General features: G+C 63.6%; 16 protein-coding genes. 5 read left to right on the top strand and 11 right to left on the bottom strand.

Annotated features, from left to right (window positions below; all coding sequences use genetic code 11):
• Positions 1–4: 4 nt before the first annotated feature.
• The 3 genes from AC1RWL_RS03120 to AC1RWL_RS03110 form a co-directional block, all read right to left on the bottom strand.
• Positions 5–1,519 (bottom strand): aldehyde dehydrogenase, encoded by a 1,515-nt coding sequence (locus tag AC1RWL_RS03120; protein ID WP_493093298.1) that lies wholly within the window; start codon positions 1,517–1,519, stop codon positions 5–7.
• Between the two features lies 1 nt (position 1,520).
• Positions 1,521–2,513, bottom strand: a complete 993-nt coding sequence (locus tag AC1RWL_RS03115) for a flavin reductase (protein ID WP_493093300.1) — start codon at positions 2,511–2,513, stop codon at positions 1,521–1,523.
• 120 nt (positions 2,514–2,633) lie between these two features.
• Positions 2,634–4,439, bottom strand: coding sequence for a helix-turn-helix domain-containing protein (locus AC1RWL_RS03110; RefSeq protein WP_493093302.1), 1,806 nt, complete (start codon positions 4,437–4,439; stop codon positions 2,634–2,636).
• A gap of 165 nt (positions 4,440–4,604) precedes the next feature.
• Here AC1RWL_RS03110 and AC1RWL_RS03105 point away from each other — a divergent pair, with 165 nt between their 5' ends.
• From AC1RWL_RS03105 to AC1RWL_RS03095, 3 genes are all read left to right on the top strand, one after another.
• Positions 4,605–5,195, top strand: coding sequence for an amino acid synthesis family protein (locus AC1RWL_RS03105; protein WP_435264600.1), 591 nt, complete (start codon positions 4,605–4,607; stop codon positions 5,193–5,195).
• 80 nt (positions 5,196–5,275) lie between these two features.
• Positions 5,276–5,923, top strand: a complete 648-nt coding sequence (locus AC1RWL_RS03100; RefSeq protein WP_493093304.1) for a glutathione S-transferase family protein — start codon at positions 5,276–5,278, stop codon at positions 5,921–5,923.
• A gap of 354 nt (positions 5,924–6,277) precedes the next feature.
• Positions 6,278–6,622 carry a hypothetical protein gene (locus AC1RWL_RS03095; RefSeq protein WP_493093306.1) on the top strand — a complete coding sequence of 115 codons (345 nt, stop codon included), beginning with the start codon at positions 6,278–6,280 and terminating at the stop codon, positions 6,620–6,622.
• 60 nt (positions 6,623–6,682) lie between these two features.
• On the opposite strand, the gene AC1RWL_RS03090 is transcribed toward AC1RWL_RS03095, so the two are convergent.
• The 7 genes from AC1RWL_RS03090 to AC1RWL_RS03060 form a co-directional block, all read right to left on the bottom strand.
• Positions 6,683–7,240 (bottom strand): TetR/AcrR family transcriptional regulator, encoded by a 558-nt coding sequence (locus tag AC1RWL_RS03090; protein ID WP_493093307.1) that lies wholly within the window; start codon positions 7,238–7,240, stop codon positions 6,683–6,685.
• A gap of 146 nt (positions 7,241–7,386) precedes the next feature.
• The gene (locus AC1RWL_RS03085) at positions 7,387–8,424 is read right to left on the bottom strand and encodes a CE1 family esterase (protein ID WP_493093308.1); all 1,038 of its coding nucleotides are present in this window, start codon (positions 8,422–8,424) and stop codon (positions 7,387–7,389) included.
• A gap of 166 nt (positions 8,425–8,590) precedes the next feature.
• A complete protein-coding gene (locus AC1RWL_RS03080) occupies positions 8,591–9,391 on the bottom strand; it encodes an ABC transporter permease (protein WP_256114975.1) in 801 nt (266 codons plus the stop codon).
• A gap of 1 nt (position 9,392) precedes the next feature.
• Positions 9,393–10,256, bottom strand: a complete 864-nt coding sequence (locus tag AC1RWL_RS03075) for an ABC transporter permease (protein WP_493093309.1) — start codon at positions 10,254–10,256, stop codon at positions 9,393–9,395.
• Between the two features lie 2 nt (positions 10,257–10,258).
• Positions 10,259–11,335 (bottom strand): ABC transporter ATP-binding protein, encoded by a 1,077-nt coding sequence (locus tag AC1RWL_RS03070; RefSeq protein WP_493093310.1) that lies wholly within the window; start codon positions 11,333–11,335, stop codon positions 10,259–10,261.
• An 85-nt stretch (positions 11,336–11,420) separates the two neighbouring features.
• A complete protein-coding gene (locus AC1RWL_RS03065) occupies positions 11,421–12,572 on the bottom strand; it encodes an ABC transporter substrate-binding protein (RefSeq protein WP_493093311.1) in 1,152 nt (383 codons plus the stop codon).
• 129 nt (positions 12,573–12,701) lie between these two features.
• Complete coding sequence (locus AC1RWL_RS03060; RefSeq protein ID WP_493093312.1) at positions 12,702–14,033, bottom strand: aspartate aminotransferase family protein; 1,332 nt, start codon at positions 14,031–14,033, stop codon at positions 12,702–12,704.
• Between the two features lie 85 nt (positions 14,034–14,118).
• Here AC1RWL_RS03060 and AC1RWL_RS03055 point away from each other — a divergent pair, with 85 nt between their 5' ends.
• Positions 14,119–15,006 carry a LysR family transcriptional regulator gene (locus tag AC1RWL_RS03055; protein WP_493093313.1) on the top strand — a complete coding sequence of 296 codons (888 nt, stop codon included), beginning with the start codon at positions 14,119–14,121 and terminating at the stop codon, positions 15,004–15,006.
• A gap of 23 nt (positions 15,007–15,029) precedes the next feature.
• Here the strand turns inward: AC1RWL_RS03055 and AC1RWL_RS03050 are convergent, their stop codons facing one another.
• On the bottom strand, positions 15,030–15,686 hold the full coding sequence (locus AC1RWL_RS03050; RefSeq protein ID WP_493093314.1) for a TetR/AcrR family transcriptional regulator: 657 nt from the start codon (positions 15,684–15,686) through the stop codon (positions 15,030–15,032).
• Positions 15,687–15,880: 194 nt separating this feature from the next.
• Between AC1RWL_RS03050 and AC1RWL_RS03045 the strand changes: the two genes are divergently transcribed.
• A complete protein-coding gene (locus AC1RWL_RS03045) occupies positions 15,881–16,363 on the top strand; it encodes a RidA family protein (protein ID WP_493093315.1) in 483 nt (160 codons plus the stop codon).
• Positions 16,364–16,365 lie beyond the last annotated feature (2 nt).

Below are 16,365 nucleotides of genomic sequence, written 5' to 3'. Positions count from 1 at the left end.
CTTGTTACTTGAGGCGGATGACGAAGGGGTCCTGCATCGCGCCGGAATAGTCGATGATCACGTTCTTCAGCCGCGAGAATTCGTGCATCACCTCGAAACCGCCGCGCCGGCCGTAGCCGCTTTCCTTGAAGCCGCCATTGGCAGACATGAAGGAGGCGGAGCGATAGGTGTTGACCCAGACGGTGCCCGCCTCGATCTCGCTAGCGAAACGCAGCGCCCGGTCGATGTCCTTCGTCCAGATGCCGGAGGCGAGGCCGTAGCGGGTATCGTTGGCGAGCCGGATCATCTCCGCCTCGTCCCGGAACGGCATGACACCGACCACCGGGCCGAACAGTTCGTCGCGCATGAAGGTCATGTCGTTTTCGGCATCGACCATCACCGTCGGCTCGAAATACCAGCCGCCAGGCGCAAGCCCAGCCTTCTGCGGCCGCCGTCCGCCCGCAGCAACCTTCGCGCCCTCCTTCACACCGGAGGCGACATAGGATTCGACCTTGGAAAGCTGGTCGGCGAGCGCCAGCGGGCCGATATCGGTGTCATCGCCGGTCGGAAGGCCGACGCGGATACGCTGCGTGCGGGCGACGAGCGCCTCGATGAACCTGTCGTGGACGTTCGCCTCGACGAAACAGCGCGAACCGGCCACGCAGGTCTGGCCCGCCGCGGCGAAGACGCCGGAGACGACGCCGTTCACCGCATGCTCGATGTCGACATCGCCGAAGACGACATGGGGCGACTTGCCGCCGAGCTCCATCGAGCAGGGCACGAGGTTCTGCGCGGCGTTGCCGGCGATGCGGCGGCCGGTGGCGGTGCTGCCGGTGAAGACGTATTTCGCGACGCCCGGATGGCGGGTCAGCGCCTCGCCGGCGCTCTTGCCGGTGCCCGTCACCACATTGACGACGCCGGCCGGGAAGCCCGCCTCGTGGATGAGTTCGGCCAGCGCCAGCGTGGAGGCCGTCGCATGTTCAGAAGGCTTGATGACGATGGTGTTGCCGATTGCAAGGCACGGCGCCAGCGTGCCGGTCAGCAGCATCAGCGGCGAGTTCCACGGCGTGATCATGCCGATGACGCCGAGCGGCTCGCGCAGGTTGATGTTCAGCGTGTCGAGCCGGTTGATCGGGATCGTGTCGCCCTGCAATTTGTCGGCCATGCCGGCGAAGTAGTGGTAGCTGTCCGGCATGGCGCGCATCTGCGCCCGCGTTTCCTTGAGCAGCTTGCCATTGTCGCGCGTCTCGATCTCGGCGAGCGTATCGGCATTGGCCCGCACCAATTCGGCGAGCCGGCGCACCAGCGCACCGCGATCGGTCTGCGTCATGCGTCGCCATTCGGGGTTGCGGAAGGCGGCATTGGCAGCGGCGACGGCCGCCTCGACATCGTCCACATCGGCCTCGGCAAACTCATACCAGGGCGCGCCCGTCGTCGGGTCGAAGCTCTGGATGTAGTTGCCGTTCTTCGGGGCCACGAACCGGCCGTCGATGAACAGCAACTGGCGGGAGCCCTCGATGGAGCTGACTGTCGTCTTCATGTCATTGTCCTTGGTCTTGGGAGGCCTGGAGCCAAGCGCGGGCTTCGCCGTCGATCATCGCGACCCGGCCGCCGTCGTCGGAATCCATGTAGATGCCGAAGCGGCCCACCAGCCGCTCGCGCCCGTAGCGCCGCAGCATGGAGCGCAGTTCATGGGTCGCGATCGTGTCGTAGGGCAAGTCGTCGATGGGGAAGAAGCGCAGGTCGGCGGGAAGATTGCCCGTGGCACCCTCGCCCGCGAGACGCGCACGATAGACGAGATAACCGGGGTCGCTGTCGGCGACGTCGAAGACCGAATAGAGGAAGGTTTCCTCCGGCACGAGGCGCAGCGCATCGCCGCCGTCGAGCACCAGCTGGCTGTCCGCCTTGCGCCGGCGCGCTGAGGGCAACACCCAGCCGCCCTTGCCGTCCGAGCGCAGCAGCAGGCTGTCGCCTGCCTCTATGAGGTAGCCGATGATCATGCCATGCGAGGCGAGCCAGCCGGTCGGCAACGGATCCTTCACGCTGGCGTAACGGCCACGGCAGAAGCCGAGCGGCGCGGTGGGGCTGGTGCCGAAGGCGCGCACCTGGCCGATCAGGATGGCGTGGTCGCCGGCATCCACCGCGCTGTGAAGGCTGCAATCGAACCAGGTCAGGCTGTCGGTGAGAACCGGCGCACCGGTGTGCACCCGGTCGTGGTTGACCGACTGGAACTTGTCCTGCGCCTTCGAGGCGAAGGTCGCCGATACATCGACCTGTCCTTCATGCAGGATGTTGACCGCAAAACAGTCCGCCGCCTTGAACACCGCATAGCTGGACGCTGACTTGGCGACGCAGACGAGCAGCAGCGGCGGATCGAGCGATACGGAGGTGAAGGAATTCGCGGTCATGCCGCGCGGCGTTCCGTCGGCTTCGAGCGTGGTGATGACCGTCACGCCGGTGACGAAGGTGCCGAAGGCCCGGCGCAGTGCGATCGGGTCGATCGGTGCATCCTGTGCTGCCGCTTGCTCCACCATCCCGACCTCCTCTCCGGTTCATTGAGAGGAAGCTACCGCCGCCGGCCGGCTGCTTCTTCCTCCTAGGCGGAGGAGAGTGGCAAAGAGTTCTCCTGCGCTTCGAAGGAGAGCCCGAAGGCGTCAGCGTTCGCTGAAGGCGTGGTTCTCGATGACGCCGTAGAGACGCAGGGCGAGCTCGACGGAAAAGCGTCTTTCCGCCGTTTCGACATCGATGCCGAAGAGTTCCTGGATGCGCGAGAGCCGGTAACGCAACGTCGTCACATGCAGGCCGAGGCGGTCGGCACAGGCCTGGCTGCGGCAGCCTTCTTCGAGATAGGTCGACAGCGTTTCCAGATAGGGCGTGCCGTTCTCCCGGTCGTGTTCGGCAATGGCGCCGATGCTTTCACGGACGAAACTGCGCACGTCACCCACATCGGCGGCGGAAACCAGCATCGGCAGCGGACCGAAATCCTGTGTGGAGAGCGCGCCCGTCAGCCCGAACGAACGGCCGATGCGGATCATCCGGCTGCACCGCTCCCAGGCGGCGGGGTAGTCCTCCAGTCCGGCGCAGCGGTTTCCGGCAACGATGACCGGCGCCTCGTCGAAATAGCGGCCCAGTTCATCGGCCATGCGGCGCATGAGTTTTGTTGTGCGCTCCTGCTTTCGCCCCGCCTCATGCGGCACGAGGCAGACGACACCGCCATCGATGGCGACGAGGCTCGCTTCCAGCGACGCCTGCCGCAGGATGCGCGACAGCGTGTGCTCGACATCGACGGAACCGCCGCCGAAGGCCTTCGCCTTCTCCGGAAAATCGACGACGATCATCTGCTGCGGTGCGGAAAAATCGAGCCCGAGACGCGTAGCGCGCTGGGTGACATCCCCAGCATCGCGCCAGCGCCGCTCGACGACTTCAAAAAACAGTTCGCTTTGCGTGCGCGTCTCGAAACGAAAGCGCAGGAAGGAACGCATCATCTGCACGCTCAGCGCAAACTTGGCGCTGTCGAGCATCAACTGATCCAGCTCGCCCTCGGCGACCGCGCCGGGAAAGATGACGAGCGCGCCGACCAGCTGCCGGTCGACCGTCAGGGCTTCGATCCGCGCGGAGGCACGCAGCCGTCGCGTGCCGTCATCCAGCAGGATTGCCGCCGTTTCGAGGGTGCCGCGCTCGACGGCATCGCGGGCCGCCTTGATGAGCGTGCGGGAAAAGACCGTCGGGGCCGCGGCCTGCCATGCCGCATCGTCGAAGTCTGCGGTAAGCGGCGAGCGCCCGGCGATCACCTGGTTGACGGTGAAATCGACGACGACCAGCGGATTGGGCAGCAGCCTGCCGACCATGGCGGCAAGCGAGGAGACGGAGCCGTCGCTGAGCACATGTTCCAGCAGCGAGGTATGCGCCGTAAGCGCCCGGTCCAGCCGATCGGACGCCCGTTTTTCCGCAGCGAGGCGGTGCTGCTTTTCCACCGCGATCGCGCCGAGATGGATGATCGTTCCGAGAAAGGCGAGATCGTCTTCGGTGACCTCCGTCACCGTGCGGGCGATGACGCTCAGCACCATCGGCCGGCCTTCGGCGTCGGCGCAGTTCATCGGCATGACGAGCACGGTGCGGTAATCCCGCTCGAAGGCCTCCTTGCGGTAGCCGGGAAACTCGGCGCTTTCGCGCGCATCGCGCAGATAGACCGGCTCGTTGCGCTGGAGCGCGATCAGCGACGGGCTGGTCGCCAGTTCCCAGCGGTCGGGCAGGTCGCGCTGGATGAGCGTGGGATCATGCCGCACGATGACATGGGCATAACCATGCGCGGCATCGATGCCCATGATGGAGCCGAGCGCCCAGTTCGCATGCCGGCAGGCCGCGGCAATCAGATGCTGCAACACGGTCGTCAGGTCGCCGCCGCTGTTGATCTGGCTGGCAACGTCGCGAAGCGAAAGTATCCGTGATTTCTGGTCCAACCGGCCGCGCACTCCCATCCTAGGCTCGCGATAATGCGGCGCAAAGCCCGCGAATGCTACTTGTTTTCAGAGGAGCGGTGCCGCCCCGTTTCCTAGGAACGATAGGAAGATCGCGAGCCGCTGCACGCTAGGTTGAGCAAACGGTCAACAGACGGCGGAAAAGACATGGCGCTCGGCATCAGAAAGATCTGCACCTTCCTCGAGGAAACCCACATCGAGGGCGGCAAGGCCGCGCCGCGCCCCCTCAACATCGTCGTCGTCGCCGCCATCATCCAAAATCCCTGGGCCGGCAAGGGCTTCGTCGAGAACCTGCGGCCCGAGATCATCGACATTGCAGGGCCGTTGAGCGAGGAGATGACCCGGCGCCTGCTGGCGCAAATGCCCGCCGAAAAAATCGAGGCTTGCGGCAAGGCGGCCGCGGTCGGCGTCAACGGCGAAATCGAGCATGCCTCGGCGATGATCCACACGCTGCGTTTCGGCAATCCCTTCCGCAATGCGATCGGCGGCACGAACTATCTGGAATTCGCCAATACGCGCAACGCGCCCGGTGCCCTGCTCTCCCTGCCGATGATGCACAAGAGCGAGAACGGCAAGCGTTCCCACTTCCTCACCGCCAATTTCCAGATTGCCGACGCGCCGCATCCCGACGAGATCGTCATTGCCATCGCCGCCGCCGACGGCGGCCGCCCGCACGCCCGCATCGCCGACCGGTTCCAGGACATTGCGGAAATGGAGGCAGAGCTCGCACAGGGCTAAGGCTTGCGGCTTGAAACATGTAGTGTCGGAATCTCGTTTGGCTGATCGTCTTCAAGACGAACAGACCAGGGAGAACGACAATGACGATCACCATCACCGCCTTTGAAAGCTCGCCCGATCGCGGCAGGGGCCTGGCGCGCGACATGCGCGTTCGTTGGGCGCTTGAGGAAGTGGGCCTGCCTTACGAGGTGCGCCTTGTTTCGTTCAAGGCGATGAAGCAGCCTGCGCACTTGGCACTTCAGCCCTTCGGACAGATCCCGACCTATGAGGAAGGCGACCTGGCGCTGTTCGAATCCGGCGGTATCGTGCTCCACATCGCAGAGAACCATCCGGGCCTGCTGCCAGCAGATGCGGATGCCCGGGCGCGCGCCATCACATGGATGTTTGCCGCGCTCAGCACGGTGGAGCCGCCCATTGTCGAGCGTGAAGCCGCCCACTTTGCGGAGCGCGACAAGGCCTGGCACGAGGCGCGTCAGCCCATCCTCAAGGGCCGCATCCGTGAGCGGCTGGACCAGCTTTCCGACCGGCTCGGCGATGCCGACTGGCTCGACGGCGCATTCAGCGCCGCCGACCTCCTGATGGTGACGGTGCTGCGCCGGTTGGAAGGCTCGGATATCCTGGGCGCCTACCCAACCCTCTCCGCCTATATCGCCCGCGGCCAGGCGCGACCCGCCTACAAACGCGCTTTCGACGCTCAGTTGGCGGTGTTCACCGCCACGCAGAAATGACCTCACGCGGATAGCATATCCCTTACGCCTTGATCCCGCCGCAAAATCCCCTATAAACCGAATCGGTCTGCTTCCTACCGATTCGGTAGGCATGCAAAACGAGGGTCGGCCATGGGGCAAGGCAAAGGAATGACGATCTTACACGGCTCACTCTGTGCTGTCGGAAGGCACCTCCATGTCGCCGTCTCCGCGACGTTCGTGCCAGGCACGGGCGCCACGATGCGCCAACCCGAAATATAGTCCAATCTCGTCTGGCATTCGGCGCGCCCGCCCAGACGCATCCCCCAAAACCCACGAGGTCACCAAGCACATGGCCTGTGCTTGCGATGACGCGCGCCTATGAAAGGAACTTCCATGCAATCAAGACCCCTTCTCGCCCTCACACTTGCTGCGGCGGTGTTCGCTTCCGGCTGCCAGTCCAGATCCCAGTCCATGGACGAAGCCTACAATATCTGCGCCGACAGCGGCATGCGGCCGGGCGGCTGGCAGCACCAGCGCTGCACGCGCAACATCTATTCCGAAAATCGTCGCAAGTCCGATCAGGCGGCGGCCGCGGTTGCCGTCGGCGTTGCGGCAACGGCTGTCGGCGCCTATTCGATTTCGCAGGCCAACAAGGATAAACACAAGGATCGCGATCGCAGGGATCGTGGCTGGCAGCGGGATCGGCACGACCCATATTGGCCGAAGCGCGCCCGGTAATCGCCCTCGCCCGCACCATCGATTTTCTCTAGCCTCGGCCGGAAAACTCCGGCCGGGGTACTACGGCTGCCGATGGCCCAGCGCATCCATCGTTGCGGCGACCATGGAGGCGCGCCATTCCTTCGTCTGTTTCGTGCGCACCGCGAGATTGGCCGTAATCCCGAGGCCCGAAAAGGCGCAGGTCACGCGAATGATCCTGTCCAGTTCCAGTTTCTGAAGGTCGATGCCGATCGCCTCATACATGATGAAGCCGATCTCGTTCATCTCCTGATCGTTGGGATCGGGATCGAGCGCGATACGGTTGCCCAGCGCCGAAATGCCCGGCTGCTCGAAGGCGAAAGTGACGGAGGCCTCGACCACCGCGAGATCCCGCTCGCGCCCGACCGGCAATCCCTTCACGCTTTCCAGCATTTCTTCGGCATGCTCGCGCAGCGTCCGGATGCCGGCATCATAGATGGCCTGCTTGCTCGGGAAATGATGCAGCAGCCCGGCTTTCGAATAGCCGACGGCTTCGGCGATCTGCGAGAGCGAGGCATGCGCAAATCCGTGCTGGGCGAACAGGGCGGCCGCCCGGTCGATGATTCCGGCCTCTATTTCGGATTTTGTCGGCCTGAGCATGAACGGACCCAACGTTGATTGCCTCGTGCGGCGAGCTCTAGGCCTGCGGCACCCTCGCCCGCTATACGAAATGCGGCGATGTTTGTCTGTCTGCTTTTCGACGCAGGGCCGGGCGCAAGCCTCTCCACGCACAGATTTGGACAGGCTTACCCGGCGCGCTCGGTGGCGTCTCCCGCCGTCACCGGGGTTTCTTCCGGAGAGCGCGTGTTCCTGAAGAACTCCCACATGCGGCCGGTGGCGTCCCGTTCGGAGGTCACCTTGCCGTTCGCGTCGAAGGTTCGGAACAGCACACTACGGGCCGGCCAGTCGTGGGTGTTTTCCTTGAGAAGATAGGACGTGATGCGCGCACCGCTAGCGCAGGTGTCGAACGACAGCGCCGTCATCGCCGCATCGGTGAGGACGTCGCCCTTGGCCTCGCACTTGTCCAGCTCCGCCCAGCGCCGAAGCGCAGCTTCGCCACCATATTGCCAATAGGGCCTGCCGCCGCCAACGAAGGGGTTGGTGACGTCCTTCATGCCGGAGAAGGCGATGATTGAGATCGGATTGCCGGGATTGCAGGATGCGACGTCCGGCTGCCAGACACCATCGCGCTCCACCGGATAGCCGGCGCGCAGGCCCATGACGAAGCCGGCGGCTGCGAAGTCCGGATGGCCATTGCAGATATATTGGGAGAGCATGCGGCCGCCGCCGGAATAGCCGGAGGCGTAGATACGTGTCGGGTCGACGCAGAAGGTGTCCTTCACCGTCTTGATGGCATCCTTGATGTAGCGCTCGTCGTCGTGCGTGCCGCCCTTCGTCACGCCCGGCACGTTCCAGGCATGCGTGCCCTTGTACTGCCCGTCGAGGCTTCCCTGCAGCGCGATCGCCACGAAGCCTTCACGCTCGGCGACGGCATCCCAGCCGCTGCGGCGAAACTGGCCGGCCGGACCGGAATTGCTGCCGTGAAAATCGAAGACGACGGCGAGCTTTTTCTTCCCATCATAGGCAGCCGGAACATGGGCCAGCGCCGGCCGCTCGATGCCGCCAGTCTTTACCGTGAACTCCATCTGACCCGGCGCGATGGGCTGGCCGCAGCCTGCTGCAAAACCGGGGCCGGCAAGGCCGAGAGCGAGAAGCAGTCCCATCGCTGTCACGCGGATAGAACCTTCAGGCCGCACGCGGCCAAGCAGACGAAGTATATCCATCAAAACGCCCTGTGAGTGCTGGTCTGTATCGGCTGGCACTGTCGTTCCTAATACAGGAACAGTTTACGCAAGGTATTGATGGTGCTGCCGTTGCATGTGGATGCCGTGTCACCTCCGGCATGTCAAGGCGTTGACCTAGAATTCACTAGTGCGACCCCGCCCTCCTCTACGCATCCTTGCGCTTCAGCCTGATCGAGACAAGCAAACCGAGCACCAGGCCGAAGACGACGAGGTTGATCAGCGTCGAGAGCGCATAGAGTTCCGGCTTGACCCCGTATCGCAAGGCGCCCCAGGCGACGGACGGCATCGTTGGCGTTGCGCCCAGCAGATAGAAGGAGATGTCGAGACCGTTGAGCGACAGCACGAAGGCAGTGATGAGGCTGCCCATGATGGCCGGCCAGGTGATCGGCAGCATGATCTCCAGGAAGGAGCGCACGGGCGACGCGCCGCAGACGATGGCCGCCTCGTTCATCCGCCAATCATATTTGTAGAGCATGGCCGCCATGATGAGGAAGCAGAAGCTGAAACAATGCACGGCATTGGCGATGATCGCCGTCACCATGTTCCCCTGCAATTCGAACAGCAGATAGTAGAGCGCCATGCTGGAAATGCCGAGCATGATTTCCGACACGAAGAGCGGCGCGGCAAACAGGATGGCGTAGAACAGCGCCCTGCGGCCGCCGAACCGGAGCACGCCGATCGTGGCGAGGAACCCCAGCACCGTCGACAGCACCGCCGTGCAGGAGGCGAGCAGCAGGCTGTTCAGGAAGGCGCTCTGGTAGACGGTGTTGTTGGACAGCCGCACATAGCTCGCGAAGTTGAACTCCGGCGGATAGGGGAAGTTCGGCCGGCTCGACAGCGACGCGAAGAGGATGTGGACGATCGGCATATACAGGAAGGCGAAGACCAGGATCACGAAGGCTGCGAGCAGCCATTTGGCGATGGCATCGGAAACATGCGGGCTCATCTTACTGCCTCCCCATTCCGGTAAATCCGGTCCTTCGCAGATCGACGCCGAAGCTGAGGATCGCAAGCGCAAGCGCCGAAAACAAAAACAACACGACGCCCATGGCCGCACCCAGCGCCCAGGTGCCGGACTCGCCGAATTGCTGTGACATCGACATGCCGTAGAGGGTGCCGTTGGGTCCGCCGAGGAACCGGGGCACCAGCGAGGCCGACAGCGTCGGGATGAAGGCCAGCATAAAGCCGACGAGCGTGCCGGACAGGTTGAGCGGCCAGACGACCTCGGTGAACACCCGCAAGCGGTTTGCGCCGCAGGCATTGGCGGCGTGAGCGAGGCGGAAATCGAAATTGATCAGCGAAAGATAGACCGTTGTGACGACCAGCGGCAGGTAGAGATAAATGAAGGCGATGAACGAGGCGACATTCGAATACATGATGAGCCGCAGCGGCGCCGCCCCCATCCGCACCAGCATGCCGTTCACGAGGCCAGCCGGCCCCAGCATGCCCTGAAGCGCGATCAGCCGCAGCACTTCGCCGGAGAGGAACGGGATGACAAGCAGCAGCGACAGGATGATCCGGTAGCGGCCGCCATAACGCACGATGAAATAGGCGATCGGCCAGGCCATGACGACAAGGGTGACCGAAACGCCGACCGCCATCGCGAGCGACCGCAGGAAGAAGGTGATGTAGGCCCCCTCCGCCGCCAGCGTGACATAGTTGTTGAGCGTCAGTTCGCGCACGATCTTGTAGTTCTCGGTCTGCCAGAAGCTGAGCACGACGAGCGCGATGAGCGGGAAGACGAAGAAGAACAGCAGGAAGCCGCTCGGAACATAGAGCAGCAGGCGCTGGCGCAGCGAAACGTTTGGCATCGTCAGCTCCCCGCCTTGAAGATGTGGCAATCGGACGGCGCCCAGGAGAGCAAGACACGCTCCTGAATGGGCAGCGGGTCGTTGCGCTTCGGCTTGACGACGATCACCGTATCGCCGCGATCGGTCTCGAGGATATATTCGAGAAACGGCCCGCGCAGCACGATATCGGACACCGTGCAGACGATGCCGCTGCCGCCCTCGGATTTCGGGTTCAGGTCGAAGCGTTCGTTCTTCACGAACACGTCGAGCGCATCGCCGGGCTGGAAGCGGTTCTGCGGAGGCAGCGGGAATTCATGGTCGTAGCGGGCAAGCCGCACCGTCTTGCCGTCCGGCGTCACGGTGCCCTGGAATTTCGTCGACTTGCCGACGAAGCGGGCGACGAAGGGCGTCGGCGGATTGTCGTAGATCGCCTGGCGCACATCGAGCGCCTCCAGCCGGCCATTGTGGATGACCGCGATCCGGTCGCTCATGCTGAGCGCTTCTTCCTGGTTGTGCGTGACATAGATGAAGGGGATGCCGAGCTGCTTCTGGTAGCGGCGGATCTCGACCTCCATTTCCTGGCGCAGTTCACGGTCGAGATTGGCCAGCGGCTCGTCGAGCAGCAGCAAGGTCGGCCGGGCGATTAGGCCGCGGCCGAGCGCGACGCGCTGCTGCTGGCCGCCGGAAAGCTGGCTCGGATAACGATCGAGCAGCGTCGTCAGCGACAGGACGCCGGCCACCCATTCGAGCCGCTCGTCGATCACCGTTTGAGGTTCCCTGCGCATACGCAGCGGAAAGGCGAGGTTCTCGCGCACCGTCCGGTGCGGGAAGAGCAGGAACTCCTGGAACACCATGCCGATGCCGCGCTTGTGCGGCGGTAGCCCGGTGACGTCCTTGCCTTCGAAACTGATGTGCCCCTCGGTCGGCCGGTCGAGGCCGGCGATCAACCGGAGCAGCGTGCTCTTGCCCGAACCGCTCGGCCCGAGGATGGCGATGAACTCCTCCTTGGCGATGTCGAGGGTGACGCTGTCCAGCGCCTTTACCGCGCCGTAGCGGCGCGAAACATTGTCAATCCGGATATAGGAATCGCTTTGTCGCATGAAATGGACCTGTGCTCATGAGATGGGGGCCAGGGCGTGAAAGCCGCCCCGGCCGCCGTATCTGGGAGGATGGAATACGGGCAGGTCACGCCGCCTGTACGTTCGACCATACGCGTTCCCACTTTTCAGGGGAGGACGGCTGGTCGAACATGAAGAGGTCGGCGATCTCGCTCGAACGGTCCATGAGGAAGAGCTTGCGCTCGTCCTCCGTCGATATGGCGCGCAGGTCGACCGTGGTCGAGCAACCCGCCACTTCGCCGATCTTCTTCATCACCGGCGCCGAGATCATGATGTCGATGAAGTTGTAGCAGAGGTCGAGCTTCGGCCCGTCCTCGACACCGGACGTGACCAGCCAGGTATCGACCCAGCCGAGCCCGCCTTCCTTCATCTTCAAGGCATGCCGGAAGTCGACGGCCGGAGCGCCCTGGCTTTCCGCCGTCAGCAACTGGCGGAAGACCTGCGCGAATTCGGTCGCGGCAACCACGGCGCCGCTTTGCAGCAACTGGAAGAGCGTTGGGTTGTCCTGGTAGCGGGTGAGCAGCAAGGCCTTCTGCTGGACGAGCAGCTTCTCGATCTCGGCGAGCTCCTCGTCGGTCAGCACATAAGGATTGAACGGCTTGCCATCTGGCCGGGGCTTGGTGCGGCTGCCCAGGCGATCGGTGACCAGGAGAGCGGCAAGCGCGATGTTTTCCTCGAAGCGGGAGCTGGTCGACAGCATGCCGGAATAATCGGCATTGAACATGCATTCGAGCGTCTCGGTCTTCTCCGGCGCGACCTTGCCGGCATCGTAGGTGATGCCATAGGCGCCCCAGCAGAACGGAAAGCCGATCTTCCCGCCCGCTTCCGGCTCGGAGAGCACGTCGAAGGCCGCGGCCTGGAATTCCGGCAGGTAGCCGCCGGCATTCGGCACCTTGGCGTAATCGACCGTGCGCAGCAGTTTTTCGCGGTAGTAGAGCTGCGGCCAGAAACCGTCGGCCTGGACGAGGTCGAATTCCTTGGAGCCGCCGACGCGCAGCTTGTTATAGGCCTCGGAATTGCCGTCGAAGAAGGTCGGAACGAACTTGACCTTGTTGGTCTCCTCGAAGGCGGTGATCTGGTCGGGCAGAAGATAGGCCTCCCACATCAGCGCGCGAACCTGGTCGGGTGCCGCCCAGGACGGCCGGATGAAAGGCATGGCAAGCGCCGCCGTGGTGCCGGCGGCGAGAATGGATCGGCGTGTGAACTTCTTGTCGAACATTGTCGTGATCCCCTTTGTTGGTCTTGCTGAACAGCGTCGCGTGCTTTGGCACGTCTTGTCATTCCCAGTGTTTCTTACTTTCGGTGCTTCCGGCGGGCTTACCGCCGGAAGCTTTTGCGGGCTGCTCGCTCAGGCGATGCCATCCGCTTCGATCGAGCCCAGCACTTCGTCGAGAACGTCGAGCGCGTGGGCCATGTCCTCCATGGAGCAATCCAGCGGAGGCTTGACCTTGATCAGGTTGCCGAGGCCGGCATAGCGGCTTTCGCCGAACAGCACACCACGGTCGACACCGCGACGGTAGACCTCTGCGGCGGCAGCGCGCGCCGGCTCCTTGCTGTCGCGATCCTTGACCAGCTCGATCGACACGAAGAGGCCTGGCCCCCGGACATCGCCGATCAGCTTGCGGCGCCCTGCCATCTCGTGCAGGCGACCGGTGGCATATTCGCCGAGCGTATGCGCCTTGTCGCAGAGCCCGTCGCCGATGATCGCATCCACCGTGGCGACCGCGGCGGCCATCGCCACCGGGAAGGAGCCGAAGGTGAGCGCGTCCTCACCGGAATCGAACTTTTGCAGCTTGTCGCTGGCGAAGATGCCGGCCAGCGGGAAGCCGCCGCCGATGCCTTTGCCAAAGGTCATGATGTCGGGAACGATGCCGTAGAAATCGGCCGCGAACATCTTGCCGGTGCGGCCGAAGCAGCTCTGGATTTCATCCCAGATCAGCAGGATGCCACGACGGTCGCAGATCTCGCGAACGCCCTTCAGGTAGGAGTGCGGCAGCACGATATGGCCGCCATTGCCCATGATCGGCTCCATCATGATCGCAGCGACGCCGCCGTCGACGCCCCTGTCGATCGCATCTTCGAGCAGCGACAGGCAGAGCTGGACATCGGTCTCGGGATCGAGCCCGAGGCGCGGCCGGTAGGGATCGGGATGCGGCACGCGGGTGAAGCGCGGCGAAATCGGCAGGAAGGGATTGTTCGGATGCGGCCAGCTTGCCGCCATCGTGGTGATCGAGCGGCCGTGATAGGCATCCTGCAGGACGATCAGGTTCTGGGCGCCGGGGCGGTTCTTGAAGGCAAGCTTCATCGCCATTTCGACCGCGAGGCTGCCGTGAAGCGCATAACCGATGCGGTTGAGGTCGCCGGGCGAGATCTCGCGCAGCTTCGACGTCAGCGTCAAGAGCGGCCTGGTGTTGAAGTTCGGCCGCGCATGGGTGATTTCCCGGAGCTGGGCGATCGCCGCTTCGACGACGCGGGGATCGTTGGCGCCAAGATTGTTCGACCAGGCCTGCGAGGTGCAATCGAGGTAACGATTGCCCTTGTCGTCCCAGACATGGGAGCCGCGTGCCCGAACGAGCATGATCTTGGTGTTGTCCCCTTCGACCGGATCGTGGATCAGCGAGCGCTTTCCCTCCTCGATCCGATATTCGTCCGATTTTACAGCGGTTTGTGCGACATTCATGGGATGTTTCCTCTCACCTTCGATGAGCGCGATTACCCCATGAAAGCGCGTTGACAACAAGGACGATTAGCGAAAGGATTAATTCATGGCGCTTATGAATATCCAGCTTCGGCACGTCCGCTGCCTGCTTGCCGTCGCGGGCGAGAAGAGCTTTGCGCGCGCTGCCGAAAAGCTGGCGGTCTCGCAGCCGGCGCTCTCCCAAACCATCAGCCAGCTAGAGGAGACGCTGGGCTTCGAAATCTTCCAGCGGACGACGCGCAGCGTCACCCTAACGAAAGATGGCGAGGCGCTCTGCGAATATGCCCAGAAGCTCAACCGGGCGATGGAAAGTTTTTACCGGGATGTGAAGTCGCTCCAGCTCTCCGTGCACAATTCCCTGCGCGTCGGCTATCTCATTGGCACGGCTGTGGAATTCATCCCGAAGATCACCCAGGAGTTCGAGCGCCGTTTTCCCAATGCCACGCTGGAATTCATCGAATACGACTTCAACAATCCGGATGCGGGCCTTGCCACCGGCAGCGTGGATTGCGGCATCTTCCGCCCGCCGGTCGACACGACCAACATCAACATCGTCGAGATCGCGCGGGAACGGTGCGTCGCCTGCCTGCCCGACGGCCATCCGCTCAGCCTGCAGGAGACTGTCGAGGTGGAGCAGCTGCTCGACGAGCCCTTCATCGCGGCTCCAGGCTCAGGCATCTGGCGCGACTACTGGCTGGCCGGCCAGTACCGCAACGGGCGCGAGGCCCGCGTTGTTTTCGAAGCGGCGACGGTGGATTCAGAATTGCAGGCGGTCGCCATGCGCAAGGGCATCAGCATCACGGCGGAAAGCACCGCCCGCTTCTACGCCCGCCCCGGCGTCGCCTTCCGCACCATCACCAATATGGACGAATGCGTCATCGCCATCGGCTACAAACATCCGGCAAACCCGCTCGTCAGGGAACTTATCGACGTCGCGCGATCGGTCGCCCGCTAAGCCCAAATACGCGCAGCAATTCCCTATCTCGGAGCGAGGCCGTCGAGCAGGAAATCGAGTCCCTTGCGGAAAACGCCGTCCCAGTCGTCGTCCAACAGCAGGCCCGAGCGCTCGATCGTCGGGTAGTGATGCTCAACGCGCTGCTGGCCGGTCGCCCTGTCTGCATCCGAGAGGTCGAAGCTCGACCGGGTGATGGTGGCGCCCATCACATAGTTCCAGAGCGACCATATCGCGACGTTCAGGTCCGCGTCCGCCACACCGGCTCCGGAGAGCGTCTTGCTCAGCAGTTCGAGGCGGGCGAGGATGTTCGGCCCGAGTGCGCGGCGCGGCAGAAGCGACGCCGACCAGGGGTGGCGCAGCATGCTGGCGCGCCAGTCTTCGAGCATGTGGAGCACGTCCCCGCGCCAGTCTTCCGACCCGACTGTTCCGCGATATTCGAGCACGGAGTCGAGCGCCAGATCGAAGACATCCTCCTTGTTGTCGACGTGCCAATAGAGGCTCATCACGCCCGAGCCGAGGCGGTCGGCGAGCCGGCGCATCTTCAAGCCGTCGAGCCCTTCGGCATCCAGCAGCTCCACCGCCGTCGCCACGATCCGCTCCAGGGAGAGCGGCGGCTCTCCGCGTGGTTCGGGCACGGACGCACCCGTCCGTTGAGATCGTTTGCTGGATTTGGCTGCCATCCGTCTTCCCTGCTGATCAGAGCGCCGACTTAACCCGACGACGCGGCGAATGTCGATCCTGACCGGTTGACTCGTACGACGTACGATGCAATGAAATCGTACGTCGTACGAGTCAAAATATGAGCGGCACGTCGAAGTTCAACCCTGCGGCCGCGAGGACACGTTGCTCGCCGTCCCCGGAGCCGAGAGAAACCATGTCACGCGCAATCCAGCACCTGCTTATCGGAGGGCTCATCATCATGACCACGGGAGTTTCCACTGTGACGAAAGCGAGCGATCTCAAGCTGACCACCGTCAATCCGCAAAACCTCTACGACCCGACGCCGAATGGCTACAGCACCGCGGTGATCGTGCCGAGCAATGCGCGAATAGCCTACATTTCCGGACAGGGCGGGCAGGACGCCACGGGAGCCTTGTCGCCCGATTTCGCCGTCCAGGTGAAGCAGGCTTACGCCAATTTGCGCGCCGCCCTCGATGGTCTCGGCGCCAGGCCGGACCAGGTCGCCAAGCTCACGATCTTCGTGGTCGACCACGACATGTCCAAGCTTGAAGTGCTGACGCGGAACGTCAAGGAGATGTTCGGCGAGGCGCTGCCGGCGCAGACGCTTGTTCCCGTTCCCAAGCTTGCCATCGACCCCATGCTCTGCGAGGTCGAAGCCATCGTCATGCTGGAATAGCG

It is taken from the genome of Shinella sp. GW821-FHT10F02 (assembly GCF_058809275.1).
Note: the sequence above shows the minus strand (reverse complement) of the source record. Positions and strands in the feature narration are given on the sequence as shown.

Bases quoted from the DNA above. Each gene is read 5' to 3' on its own strand.
- AC1RWL_RS03120 (WP_493093298.1), bottom strand. From the start codon at position 1,519: ATGAAGACGACAGTCAGCTCCATCGAGGGCTCCCGCCAGTTGCTGTTC.
- AC1RWL_RS03115 (WP_493093300.1), bottom strand. From the start codon at position 2,513: ATGGTGGAGCAAGCGGCAGCACAGGATGCACCGATCGACCCGATCGCA.
- AC1RWL_RS03105 (WP_435264600.1), top strand. From the start codon at position 4,605: ATGGCGCTCGGCATCAGAAAGATCTGCACCTTCCTCGAGGAAACCCAC.
- AC1RWL_RS03100 (WP_493093304.1), top strand. From the start codon at position 5,276: ATGACGATCACCATCACCGCCTTTGAAAGCTCGCCCGATCGCGGCAGG.
- AC1RWL_RS03095 (WP_493093306.1), top strand. From the start codon at position 6,278: ATGCAATCAAGACCCCTTCTCGCCCTCACACTTGCTGCGGCGGTGTTC.
- AC1RWL_RS03090 (WP_493093307.1), bottom strand. From the start codon at position 7,240: ATGCTCAGGCCGACAAAATCCGAAATAGAGGCCGGAATCATCGACCGG.
- AC1RWL_RS03085 (WP_493093308.1), bottom strand. From the start codon at position 8,424: ATGGATATACTTCGTCTGCTTGGCCGCGTGCGGCCTGAAGGTTCTATC.
- AC1RWL_RS03080 (WP_256114975.1), bottom strand. From the start codon at position 9,391: ATGAGCCCGCATGTTTCCGATGCCATCGCCAAATGGCTGCTCGCAGCC.
- AC1RWL_RS03075 (WP_493093309.1), bottom strand. From the start codon at position 10,256: ATGCCAAACGTTTCGCTGCGCCAGCGCCTGCTGCTCTATGTTCCGAGC.
- AC1RWL_RS03070 (WP_493093310.1), bottom strand. From the start codon at position 11,335: ATGCGACAAAGCGATTCCTATATCCGGATTGACAATGTTTCGCGCCGC.
- AC1RWL_RS03065 (WP_493093311.1), bottom strand. From the start codon at position 12,572: ATGTTCGACAAGAAGTTCACACGCCGATCCATTCTCGCCGCCGGCACC.
- AC1RWL_RS03060 (WP_493093312.1), bottom strand. From the start codon at position 14,033: ATGAATGTCGCACAAACCGCTGTAAAATCGGACGAATATCGGATCGAG.
- AC1RWL_RS03055 (WP_493093313.1), top strand. From the start codon at position 14,119: ATGGCGCTTATGAATATCCAGCTTCGGCACGTCCGCTGCCTGCTTGCC.
- AC1RWL_RS03050 (WP_493093314.1), bottom strand. From the start codon at position 15,686: ATGGCAGCCAAATCCAGCAAACGATCTCAACGGACGGGTGCGTCCGTG.
- AC1RWL_RS03045 (WP_493093315.1), top strand. From the start codon at position 15,881: ATGTCACGCGCAATCCAGCACCTGCTTATCGGAGGGCTCATCATCATG.